Source organism: Streptomyces sp. 15-116A (genome assembly GCF_025290915.1).
Classification (GTDB): Bacteria; Actinomycetota; Actinomycetes; order Streptomycetales; family Streptomycetaceae; genus Streptomyces.
Map to the genome: position 1 here is coordinate 1 of NZ_JAOCQE010000206.1, position 11,549 is coordinate 11,549.

Below are 11,549 nucleotides of genomic sequence, written 5' to 3' on the forward strand. Positions count from 1 at the left end.
GGGGGGGGCGGGGGCGGGGGAGGAGGAGACAGACACGTGCACCGTCCTGAGAAGCGTTCGCGAAGGCACGCGCCCGGCAACGAAACATCGCATCGGCGTGCGAGGCGGCGGGCAGCGCGCGGAAGGGCGTGAGAGAAGCGCGAGTTCAGAAGGAGGGGCGACACACGCAGCCCGCATAGCGGACGAGGTCCATATGGACCCTCCGCCACAGGCGCACACAGGTGTCGGTCACGGACCGGAGTACACCATGAGGCCGCACACCGGTTCAACTCACCGTCACCATGTGGACCACACGGTCACGGCCACGTCGAGGGAGGGGCCCCGAGGAGCCCCCGGATCCTCAGCCGGACAAGGCCCTGAACCCTCAGCCGGACAAGGCCCTGAACCCTCAGCCGGACAAGGCCCTGAACCCTCAGCCGGACACGGCCCCGGACCCTCAGCCGGACACAGCCCCCGCTCCGGCTCCCGCCTCCACGCCGGCCCCCGCTTCAGCCTCGGCCCTCGCGGGCCCGCCGATCACCGCCTCCGCAGCCGCGTACAGGTCCGCCGGGCGGACGCCGCTCAGCGCGGTCACCAGATGACCGTCGGGGCGTACGAGCAGCACGCTGTGGGCGGGCGCCCCCGGGTAGCTCTCCGCGACCAGCAGCTCCGCCGGATGTGGCAGTGCGGCCACGGCAGCCGCGAGCCGGGGCATGATCCCGGCGGACATCCAGTGCCGGCGCTCCCACACCCCCGTCCCCGGCGCGATCAGCACCACCAGCAGCGCACCCCGGCCGAGCCGGTCGCGCAGCTGCACGAAATTGCCGTCCTCCGCCGTGACACGAACGTCGGCGACCGGCGCCCCGGGCGGGGTGTCGACCGGCAGCTCGCCCTCGAGCGGCCCGGGCGCGAGCGGCGAGTCGGCGTACGCCCCCGGTGCGCCCAGTGCGCCCTGCCCCAGGTGACCGTCCGTCAGCAGCGCGTCGTGACCGCGACCGGCGCCGGGGACGTAGGACCGCAGCCCGCCGCCGCCCCGCAGTATGGGCAGCGCCTGGTCGGCGGCGCGTAGCCGGGCGGCGACGATGGCCCGCCGCTCGGTCTGATAGCTGTCGAGCAGCGCCTCGTGCGGACCGTGATGCCAGGCCAGCGCCAGCTTCCAGGCGAGGTTGTCGGCGTCGCGCAGCCCCTCGTCCAGCCCGTGCGTGCCGAGCGCGCCGAGCAGGTGCGCCGCGTCCCCGGCGAGGAACACCCGGTTCACCCGCCAGCGCCGGGCCAGCCGGTGGTGGACGGTGTGGACACCGGTGTCCAGCAGCTCGTACGGCGGTGTGGTGCCGCCCGCCCAGCCGCCGAGCGTCTCCCGGACACGGGCCAGCAGCAGCTCCGGCGTGACCAGCTCCTTGCCCGGGGGCAGCAGCCAGTCCAGCCGCCACACACCGTCCGGAAGCGGCCGTGCGGTGATCTCACCGGCCGACGGCCCGGACGTACGCCAGGGCGGCAGCCGGTGCAGCAACGCCTCTTCCTGCCAGGGGAGTTCCGTGCGCAGCGCGGCGACGGCATGACGTTCCACCGCCGTACGCCCCGGGAAACGGATGTCCTGCAGCTTGCGCACGGTCGAGCGGGGGCCGTCGCAGCCGACCAAGTAACTGCCGCGCCACCAGGTGCCCTTGGGTCCGCGCGTGTGCGCGGTGACGCCCGAGGGCTCCTGTTCGAGGGAGTCGAGACGGCTGTCCACGGCGACCTTGACGAGCGGTTCGCCGGCGAGTGCCGAGCGCAGGGCGCCGGTGAGTACGTGCTGGGCGATGTGCAACGGGGCGGAGTTGTCGTCGAAAGCGACCTCGCGCATCACCTGCTTGCGCCGCATCGACCGCCATCCGGCCCAACGTGCGCCGAGCTGCGCGAGCGGGGCGCCGGTCAACCGTTCCATCAGCGCGGCGGTGTCCTCGCGCAGCACGACCGTGCGCGCCGGACGGGGCTCGTCCTTGCCCGGCCCTTCGTCCAGCACCACGCACGGCACCTCCTGACGCGCCAGCGCCAGGGCGAGCGTCAGCCCCACGGGCCCCGCTCCGACGATGATCACCGGGTCCATTGCGCGGCGCTCCCTGCTCGCGGTGACGTCCGGGGGGGCGGGAAGGAACAGGAAGATGGAGCAGGGTGCACGATCACAGAACGTATGCAACCTACTGCCGGTGCTTGCGTCAAGTGACCGACGGCTGCGGCGATCATGCGGCGCCGTGACGGTTCGTCACAGCACATGACTGTGGCCCGCCGGGTGCCGGCGGGCCACAGTCATGGAGGCTGATCGTCCGTCAATGCTTGTCGGGCCCCTGCGGACCGCCGATCTCCGCCGCGTTGAGTTCGTCGACCTCGCCCGCACCCACGACCGCACCCGTGCTCCGCTTGCTGCGCCGCAGCCAGCCTTCCAGCCACGAGGCGAAGGACGTGAGGATGAAGTTCAGGATGATGAAGATGACCGCCACCACGATGAAGCTGGGGATGTCGTTCGCGTAGTTGGCCGCGAGTGTGCCGCGGGAGTTCAGCAGCTCGGTGAAGCCGAGCATCACGCCGCCCAGGGCGGTGTCCTTCACGATGACGACCAGCTGGCTCACGATCGCCGGGAGCATCGCCGTGACCGCCTGCGGCAGCAGGACGCTGGTCATCGTCTGGGTCTTGCGCAGGCCGATCGCCTGGGCCGCCTCCGTCTGTCCCTTGGGCAGGGAGAGGATGCCGGCGCGTACGACCTCGGCGAGGACCGAGGCGTTGTAGAGCACCAGGCCGGTGACGACCGCGTACAGGGGGCGGCTGTCGCTGGGGATGTCCGTGGAGCGGACGTAGAACTCGTTCGCGAACAGCATCAGCAGCAGGACCGGGATGGCGCGGAAGAACTCCACCACCGCGCCCGCCGGGATGCGCACCCAGCGGTGGTCCGACATCCGGGCGATGCCGAGGACGGCACCGAGCGGAAGGGCGATGACCATCGAGAGGGCCGCGGCCTTCAGAGTGTCGGCCAGGCCCGGCAGCAGATAGGTCGTCCAGGCTTCGGACGTCGTGAAGGGCTTCCACAGGGACCACTTCAGCTGGCCCTTCTCGTCCATCACATGCCAGATCCACCACAGCAGCAGGGCGAGCAGGACGAAGAAGACCACCGAGAAGATCAGGTTGCGCCGCTTGGCCTTCGGGCCCGGGGCGTCGTACAGAACGGACGTCATCGCTTCACCGCCAGTCGCTTGCTCAGCCAGCCGAGGAACAGGCCGGTGGGCAGGGTCAGTACTACGAACCCGAAGGCGAAGATCGCGCCGATGAGCAGCGTCTGTGCCTCGTTCTCGATCATTTCCTTCATCAGCAGCGCGGCCTCCGCGACACCGATCGTGGCCGCCACCGTGGTGTTCTTGGTCAGGGCGATCAGCACGTTCGCCAGCGGACCGATGACCGAGCGGAACGCCTGCGGCAGGACGACGAGCCTCAGGACCTGGCTGAAGCTGAGCCCGATGGCCCGCGCCGCCTCCGCCTGCCCGACGGGCACCGTGTTGATGCCGGAGCGGATCGCCTCGCAGACGAACGCCGCGGTGTACGCGACAAGGCCGAGGACGGCCAGGCGGAAGTACTTGAGGTCGAAATCGTCGGGCGCACCCATCGTCACGCCGAAGATGTCGGCAAGGCCGAGCGAGGTGAAGACGATGATGACGGTCAGAGGAATGTTCCGGACGATGTTCACGTAGGCGGTGCCGAACCCGCGCATCAGCGGCACCGGGCTGACCCGCATGCCCGCCAGCAGCGTGCCCCAGATCAGGGATCCGACGGCCGAGAAGACGGTGAGCTGCACCGTGACCCAGAAGGCGCCCAACAGGGACGGGTCGTCATAGTCTGAAAGAAAGTCGAACACGATCTCCCGCGCTTCCGGGTGTGTGGCGTACGTGGCGGACGTGGCGCGCCGCCGCCGGATAAGCGGTGGGCGGCGGCGCGACGGCGGATCCCCGCGTCGATCGCGGGGATCCTGCGTCGGCGGAGTCCCGCGTTACTGGACGATCTGACCGATCTTCGGGGCGGGCTCGTACTTGTAGTTCGCCGGACCGAAGTTCTCCTGGACGGCCTTCTCCCAGGTCTTGTCCTGGACCATCTTCTCGAGCGCGGCGTTGATCTTGTCCACGGTCTCCTTGTCGCCCTTCTTGACGCCGATGCCGTAGTTCTCGTTGCTGAGCTTCAGACCGGCGAGCTTGAACTGACCCTTGTACTGCTCCTGCGCGGCGTAGCCGGCCAGGATCGAGTCGTCGGTGGTCAGTGCGTCAACCGCACCGCTCTTCAGAGCCGAGAGGCACTCGGAGTAACCGCCGCGCTGGGTCAGCTGAGCCTTCGGCGCGAAGTCGTTCTTGACGTTCTGCGCCGAAGTCGAGCCCGTCACCGAGCACAGCTTCTTGTCGTTCAGATCCGTAGCCTCGGTGATGTCCGAGTCCTTCTTCACCAGCAGATCCTGGTGAGCCAGCAGATACGGACCCGCGAAGTCGACCTTCTCCTTGCGCTCATCGGTGATGGAGTAGGTCGCCGCGATGAACTTCACGTCCCCGCGCGCGAGGGCGTTCTCGCGGTCGGCGCTCTTCGTCTCGACCCACTCGATCTCGTTCTCGTCGTAGCCGAGCTCCTTCGCGACGTACGTGGCCACGTCCACGTCGAAGCCGGAGAAGGAACCGTCCGGCTCCTTCAGGCCCAGACCGGGCTGGTCGTACTTGATGCCGATCTTGATCTTGTCGCCGCCGCCCGAACCCGAGCCGTTCGAGTCACCGCCGTCGTCACCACCGCACGCGGTGGCGGTGAAGGCGAGGGCGATGACAGCGGCCGAGGCGGCGGTGACCTTGCGGAGCTTCATGGTGCACATCCTTTGACTGGTGAAGTGATGCGGCCCGGTCAGTGTGTCCGGTCACGCAAGTCGTCGTGCGCGAAATACGCGCTCAGTGGTGAAGGATCTTCGACAGGAAGTCCTTGGCTCGGTCGCTGCGCGGGTTGCTGAAGAACTGGTCCGGCGCAGCCTGTTCGACGATGCGGCCGTCGGCCATGAACACCACGCGATTTGCAGCCGAACGGGCGAAACCCATCTCATGGGTCACGACGATCATGGTCATGCCGTCGCGGGCGAGCTGCTGCATGACCTCCAGAACCTCGTTGATCATCTCCGGGTCGAGAGCCGACGTGGGCTCGTCGAAGAGCATGACCTTGGGTTCCATCGCCAGGGCCCGCGCGATGGCGACACGCTGCTGCTGGCCGCCGGAGAGCTGAGCGGGGTACTTCTCGGCCTGCGCTGCCACGCCGACCCGGTCGAGCAGGGCGCGGGCGCGCTCCTCGGCTGCCTTCTTGTCCTTCTTGCGAACCTTGACCTGGCCCAGCGTCACGTTCTCGAGCACGGTCTTGTGCGCGAAGAGGTTGAAGGACTGGAAGACCATCCCGACGTCGGCACGCAGCCGGGCGAGCTCCTTGCCCTCGTGCGGCAGGGGCTTGCCGTCGATCGAGATCGACCCGGAGTCGATCGTCTCCAGACGGTTGATGGTGCGGCACAGGGTGGACTTCCCGGACCCGGAGGGTCCGATGACCACGACGACCTCGCCGCGCGCGATCGTCAGGTCGATGTCCTGGAGTACGTGCAACGCGCCGAAGTGCTTGTTGACGCTCTTCAGGACGACCAGGTCGCCGGTCGCGGCCACATCTTCCTTGGCCACCGATACTTCGGTCATCGCTCTCAGGCTCCGTCCTCCTCGGTTTCGGAGGACAGTAGTGATCCTCCCGACCTGCGTCATTACATCTGAGGGGAATCTGAGCATCACGATCCGATAGCAATCGGACACGTGTCGTAGCACTTGTGAGCAGGGCGCATATCGGCCGGGTAACGGTACCGAAGCGCAACCGGAACCCTCTTGACGCCCTCCTCATCCATGGGCGTCACTGCAAGGTGCACGCGCGCGTGCACGCGTTTTTGTACACAGACAGATCGTACGGCCGATGAACGGAAGGGAGCCCTGGTGAGACTGCTGCTCGTCGAGGACGACAACCACGTCGCCGCCGCCCTGTCGGCCGTGCTGGCGCGGCACGGGTTCGACGTCACTCACGCGCGCAGCGGCGAGGAGGCTCTTCAGGCACTCGTCCCCGAGGGCGACGGCTTCGGTGTGGTCCTGCTCGACCTGGGGCTGCCCGACCAGGACGGCTACGAGGTCTGCGGCAAGATCCGCAAGCGCACCAGCACCCCGGTGATCATGGTCACCGCCCGCTCCGACGTGCGCTCCCGCATCCACGGGCTGAACCTCGGCGCTGACGACTACGTCGTGAAGCCGTACGACACGGGGGAACTGCTCGCCCGGATCCACGCCGTCAGCCGCCGCACCGCCCCGGACGACACCGCTCCGAGCGGCACCACGGACAGTGAGCTGCGCCTGGGGGCGGTCCACATCGAGCTGCCCACCCGCCAGGTCAGCGTCAACGGTTCGATTGTCCAACTGACCCGCAAGGAGTTCGATCTGCTCGCCCTGCTCGCCCAGCGGCCCGGTGTCGTCTTCCGCCGCGAGCAGATCATCAGCGAGGTCTGGCGCACCAGCTGGGAGGGCACCGGACGCACCCTCGAGGTCCATGTCGCCTCGCTGCGCGCCAAGCTGCGCATGCCCGCCCTCATCGAGACCGTCCGCGGCGTCGGCTACCGGCTCGTCGCGCCCGCGGCCTAGCGGGGCCGGGTGCGCACACGTCTGCTTCCGCTGCTCATCGTCCTGATGGCGGCGGTCCTGCTCGCCCTGGGGATCCCGCTCGCCGTCAGTCTGGCCGGCGCGCAACAGCAGAAGGTCGTCGTCGACCGGATAGACGACACCGCGCGGTTCGCGGCCCTCGCCCAGTTCGTCACCGAGCCCTCCGACCCCGTCGGCGGCGACATCAACGAGCGCCGCGAGACCCTCAGCAGCGAGCTGCGCAGCTATCACGACGTCTACGGCATTCGCGCGGGCGTCTTCTACCGCAACGGCTCCTCCATGGCGCACGCGCCGGACGACTGGTCCCTGCCCGGCTCCGGCGAGGTGCGCGACGCCTTCGCGGAGGCGCTGCTCAGCCGCCGCAGCCACGATCCCGAGCAGGTGTGGCCGTGGCAGCGGCGCACCCTGGTCGTGGCCTCGCCCGTCATCCGGGACGGCGACGTGGTCGCCGTCGTCGTCACCGACTCGCCGACCGGGCAGATGCGCTCACGGATCCTGCAGGGCTGGCTGGTGATCGCCGCGGGCGAGGCCGCCGCGATGCTGCTGGCCGTCGGCGCGGCCCTGCGGCTGACCGGCTGGGTGCTCAGGCCCGTACGGGTCCTGGACGCCACCACCCACGACATCGCCACCGGACGGCTGAAGTCCCGGGTCGCCGCGGCCGGCGGGCCGCCGGAACTCAGACGGCTCGCCCGGTCGTTCAACGAGATGGCCGACAACGTCGAGAGCGTGCTGGAGCAGCAGCGCGCCTTCGTCGCCGATGCCTCCCACCAGCTGCGCAACCCCCTGTCCGCCCTGCTGCTGCGCATCGAGCTGCTCGCCCTGGAGCTGCCCGAGGGCAACGAGGAGATCGCCTCGGTCCAGGCCGAGGGCAAGCGCCTCGCGCAGGTCCTGGACGATCTGCTGGACCTGGCGCTCGCCGAGCACAGCGAGCCCCAGCTCCAGGTCACCGACATCGGCGCGCTGGCCGCCGAGCGGGTCGCGGCCTGGTCACCGACGGCCGACGCCAAGGGCGTCCGGCTGGTCGGCGACTGCCCGCCGACCACCGCGTGGGCCGACCCGGTGGCGCTGTCCAGCGCCCTGGACGCGGTCATCGACAACGCGGTCAAGTTCACGCCCGAGGACGAGACGGTCGAGGTGACCGTCGCCTCCAACGGCAACACCTCCACCGTCGTCGTCACCGACAACGGCCCCGGCCTGACCGACGAGGAGCTCACCCGCGTCGGCGACCGCTTCTGGCGCAGCGGACGGCACCAGAACATCAAGGGCTCAGGGCTCGGCCTGTCCATCTCACGGGCCCTGCTCGCGGCGGGCGGCGGCTCCATCGCGTACGACCATCACGAACCGCACGGCCTGAAGGTCACGGTGAGCGTGCCGAGGAACGCGCCTGCCCGGTGAGGACCGTGGGCCGCCTTGCGCGGGGCCCGCGGTGACAGCAGCCGGACCACCGTCCGGCTACGGCTTCACCGACCGGTAATAGCTGCGCGCACCCTGGTGCAGCTGCAGCGGATCGGTGTAGATCGCCGTGCGGACGTCCACCAGCTGGGCGGAGTGCACATGCGCCCCGATGTTGTCCCGGCTCTTGAGCACGATCCGGGTCAGCCACTCGGTGAGCCGGGGATCCGCGTCCGCGCGCGTGATCAGCAGGTTGGACACCGCCATCGTCGGCACGGCCGCACCGTGCTGGCTGCCCGGGTACGCCGACTCCGGCATGTTGGTCGCCCGGTAGTAGCGCGTGGCGCCGCCCTGGTCGTGCAGCTTCGACACCAGGTCGGCGGGTATCGGCACGAAGCGCAGCGAGGAGTCCTCGGTGAACTTCTTCAGCCCGTCCGTCGGCAGCCCGCCCGACCAGAAGAAGGCGTCCAGGCCGTGACCGAGCCGCTCGGGACCGACGTCGATGCCGTCCGAGGACGGTTCGATGTCCTTCTCCGGGTCGATGCCGGCCGCCTGGAGCACCCGGTCGGCGATGAGCCGCACGCCCGACCTCGGCTGCCCTATGGCGACCCGCTTGCCGCGCAGATCGGCCACCGAGCGGATGTCCGAACCGGCGGGGACCACGAGCTGCACATAGTCGTCGTAGAGCCGGGCCACCCCGCGCAGCCGGTCGGCGCCCGGCCGGCCGCTCAGCCGGTACGTCTGCACCGCGTCGGCCGCAGCGATCGCGAAGTCGGCCTGTCCCGTCGCCACCCGCCGCACGTTCTCCTGCGACCCGTCGCTCGTCAGCAGCCGCACCTCGAGATCGGGCATGTTCCTGCCCAGCGACGAGCGCAGCAGCTCGCCGTACTTCTGGTACACGCCTGCGCGTGTGCCCGTGCTCAGCGTGACCGTCCCCCCGGGCGGCTCCTCGTTCCAGGGGGCGATCCACCACAGCAGCAGCCCGAGCGCTACGACAGCGGCGGCCGAGCCCCTCAGGGCGCGGCGCCTGCCGATCCGGGACAGCGCGTTGGACATGGGCGTGATCCTGCCAGCCCGCGCACCCCCTGACCAGGGCGGAGCTCACAGCGGGCGCGGGACGTGAGCGGCGGGGCAGTGTCAGTGCCGGCCGCTACAGTCGGCCGCATGAGCTCATCGCCCGCCGACCTGGTCCGCGCATTCCACCGTGCCTTCGGCCTGGACGCCCGCGCCATACCGACCGAGGTCCCGCCGGAACTCGCCGCCCACCGCGGCGAACTGCTCGCCGAGGAGGCCGCGGAGGTCGCCGAGGTCTCGGTGAAGGGCCCGCTCGACCGGCTCGCCCACGAACTGGCCGACGTCGTCTACGTGGCGTACGGCACGGCGCTCGTCCACGGCATCGACCTCGACGAGGTGATCGCCGAGATCCACCGCTCCAACATGACCAAGCTCGGCCCCGACGGCTCGGTCAGCCGCCGCGCGGACGGCAAGGTCCTCAAGGGCGACCACTACGAGGCGCCGGACGTGGCGGGGGTGCTGCGACGGCAGGGGTGGGTGCCGGAGGGCGGTGGAGCCGGTGCCTGAGGCCACCGCCGGGCGGGCCCGGGTCTCGGGCGGAGGCGGTGCCTGAGGCCACCGCCGGGCGGGGCCGGGTGCCGTATCGCGGCGGTCGCCCTCGCCGGGCCGGGGCACTGTGGAGACCGCCTACCCTGTAAGGCATGAGCAGCATCGACCGGAGCCAGTCAGTGGGCGGCACGCGCACCTATGAAGTACGCACCTACGGGTGCCAGATGAACGTCCACGACTCCGAGCGCCTGGCCGGGCTGCTGGAGGACGCGGGCTACGTCCGCGCCCCCGAGGGCTCCGACGGCGACGCGGACGTGGTGGTCTTCAACACGTGCGCGGTGCGGGAGAACGCCGACAACAAGCTCTACGGCAACCTCGGCCACCTCGCCCCGAAGAAGGCGAGCCGGCCCGGGATGCAGATCGCGGTCGGCGGCTGCCTGGCGCAGAAGGACCGCGACACCATCGTGAAGCGGGCGCCCTGGGTCGACGTGGTGTTCGGCACGCACAACATCGGCAAGCTGCCGGTGCTCCTGGAGCGCGCCCGCGTCCAGGAGGAGGCGCAGGTCGAGATCGCCGAGTCGCTGGAGGCGTTCCCCTCCACGCTGCCGACCCGCCGCGAGAGCGCGTACGCGGCCTGGGTGTCGATCTCCGTCGGCTGCAACAACACCTGCACCTTCTGCATCGTCCCGGCCCTGCGCGGCAAGGAGAAGGACCGCCGCCCCGGCGACATCCTCGCCGAGATCGAGGCCCTGGTCGCCGAGGGTGTCTCGGAGATCACGCTGCTCGGCCAGAACGTCAATGCCTACGGGTCCGACATCGGCGACCGTGAGGCGTTCAGCAAGCTGCTGCGGGCCTGCGGGAAGATCGACGGTCTGGAGCGCGTCCGCTTCACCTCCCCGCACCCGCGCGACTTCACCGACGACGTCATCGCCGCCATGGCCGAGACGCCGAACGTGATGCCGCAGCTGCACATGCCGCTCCAGTCCGGCTCCGACACGATCCTGAAGGCGATGCGCCGCTCCTACCGGCAGGAGCGCTACCTCGGGATCATCGAGAAGGTCCGCGCCGCCATCCCGCACGCGGCGATCAGCACCGACATCATCGTGGGCTTCCCCGGCGAGACCGAGGAGGACTTCGAGCAGACGCTGCACGTGGTGCGCGAGGCCCGCTTCGCGCAGGCGTTCACCTTCCAGTACTCCAAGCGGCCGGGCACCCCGGCGGCCGAGATGGACGGCCAGATCCCCAAGAAGGTCGTCCAGGAGCGCTACGAGCGGCTCGTCGCCCTCCAGGAGGAGATCTCCTGGGAGGAGAACAAGAAGCAGGTCGGCCGCACCCTGGAGCTGATGGTCGCCGAGGGCGAGGGCCGCAAGGACGACACCACCCACCGCCTGTCCGGCCGCGCCCCCGACAACCGCCTGGTGCACTTCACCAAGCCGGAGCAGGAGGTGCGCCCCGGCGACGTGGTCACCGTAGAGATCACCTACGCCGCCCCGCATCACCTCCTCGCCGAGGGCACCGTCCTCGACGTACGCCGCACCCGCGCGGGCGACGCCTGGGAGAAGCGGAACGCCGAGAAGGCGCCACAGCCGACGGGCGTCATGCTGGGCCTGCCGAAGATCGGAGCCCCGGATCCCGTCCCCGCGGTGACGAGCGGCTGCGGCTGCGACTGACGCGTTCGGGCCGTGACGGGCGGCCGGGGCTGAGACTGAGGGGGCGCCAGGGCTGCGGCCCGTCCGGCGTTCCACCGGCTGCGGTGTGCTCCCCACCTAGGCCCTGTCGTCACATCCCCGTCTGCCTGGCGACGCCATGCACGCTCCCCCACTGCCTTAAGGGCGTGGGAGGTGCCCCCACTCGCCGCACCGGGCGCCGACCACGTACAACCAGTACGCCGGTCGACGCCCG

11 protein-coding genes are annotated in these 11,549 nt (G+C 70.1%); 4 read left to right on the top strand and 7 right to left on the bottom strand.

All coding sequences use genetic code 11. From position 1 onward, the window contains the following. Positions 1 to 145: 145 nt before the first annotated feature. The 6 genes from N4P33_RS35745 to N4P33_RS25880 form a co-directional block, all read right to left on the bottom strand. Positions 146 to 193 (bottom strand): hypothetical protein, encoded by a 48-nt coding sequence (locus tag N4P33_RS35745; protein ID WP_352018865.1) that lies wholly within the window; start codon positions 191 to 193, stop codon positions 146 to 148. Between the two features lie 243 nt (positions 194 to 436). Beyond that, on the bottom strand, positions 437 to 2,065 hold the full coding sequence (locus N4P33_RS25860) for an FAD-dependent monooxygenase (protein WP_260829153.1): 1,629 nt from the start codon (positions 2,063 to 2,065) through the stop codon (positions 437 to 439). Positions 2,066 to 2,285: 220 nt separating this feature from the next. Next, positions 2,286 to 3,185, bottom strand: coding sequence for an amino acid ABC transporter permease (locus N4P33_RS25865; protein ID WP_260829154.1), 900 nt, complete (start codon positions 3,183 to 3,185; stop codon positions 2,286 to 2,288). Beyond that, positions 3,182 to 3,859 (bottom strand): amino acid ABC transporter permease, encoded by a 678-nt coding sequence (locus tag N4P33_RS25870; RefSeq protein WP_260829155.1) that lies wholly within the window; start codon positions 3,857 to 3,859, stop codon positions 3,182 to 3,184. The genes N4P33_RS25865 and N4P33_RS25870 overlap by 4 nt, the downstream gene beginning before the upstream one ends. A 132-nt stretch (positions 3,860 to 3,991) precedes the next feature. Beyond that, the gene (locus N4P33_RS25875; protein WP_260829157.1) at positions 3,992 to 4,837 is read right to left on the bottom strand and encodes a glutamate ABC transporter substrate-binding protein; all 846 of its coding nucleotides are present in this window, start codon (positions 4,835 to 4,837) and stop codon (positions 3,992 to 3,994) included. 82 nt (positions 4,838 to 4,919) lie between these two features. After that, a complete protein-coding gene (locus tag N4P33_RS25880; protein ID WP_260829158.1) occupies positions 4,920 to 5,696 on the bottom strand; it encodes an amino acid ABC transporter ATP-binding protein in 777 nt (258 codons plus the stop codon). Positions 5,697 to 5,981: 285 nt separating this feature from the next. Between N4P33_RS25880 and N4P33_RS25885 the strand changes: the two genes are divergently transcribed. Both N4P33_RS25885 and N4P33_RS25890 read left to right on the top strand, forming a co-directional pair. Continuing rightward, the gene (locus tag N4P33_RS25885; protein ID WP_260829159.1) at positions 5,982 to 6,674 is read left to right on the top strand and encodes a response regulator transcription factor; all 693 of its coding nucleotides are present in this window, start codon (positions 5,982 to 5,984) and stop codon (positions 6,672 to 6,674) included. 9 nt (positions 6,675 to 6,683) lie between these two features. After that, positions 6,684 to 8,087, top strand: a complete 1,404-nt coding sequence (locus N4P33_RS25890) for a HAMP domain-containing sensor histidine kinase (RefSeq protein ID WP_260829160.1) — start codon at positions 6,684 to 6,686, stop codon at positions 8,085 to 8,087. A gap of 57 nt (positions 8,088 to 8,144) precedes the next feature. On the opposite strand, the gene N4P33_RS25895 is transcribed toward N4P33_RS25890, so the two are convergent. Next, a complete protein-coding gene (locus N4P33_RS25895; protein ID WP_260829161.1) occupies positions 8,145 to 9,140 on the bottom strand; it encodes a TAXI family TRAP transporter solute-binding subunit in 996 nt (331 codons plus the stop codon). A 108-nt stretch (positions 9,141 to 9,248) separates the two neighbouring features. Between N4P33_RS25895 and N4P33_RS25900 the strand changes: the two genes are divergently transcribed. Both N4P33_RS25900 and miaB read left to right on the top strand, forming a co-directional pair. After that, complete coding sequence (locus N4P33_RS25900; protein WP_260829162.1) at positions 9,249 to 9,665, top strand: MazG nucleotide pyrophosphohydrolase domain-containing protein; 417 nt, start codon at positions 9,249 to 9,251, stop codon at positions 9,663 to 9,665. 134 nt (positions 9,666 to 9,799) lie between these two features. After that, on the top strand, positions 9,800 to 11,317 hold the full coding sequence (gene miaB, locus N4P33_RS25905) for a tRNA (N6-isopentenyl adenosine(37)-C2)-methylthiotransferase MiaB (protein ID WP_260829163.1): 1,518 nt from the start codon (positions 9,800 to 9,802) through the stop codon (positions 11,315 to 11,317). The last annotated feature ends 232 nt before the right edge of the window (positions 11,318 to 11,549 follow it).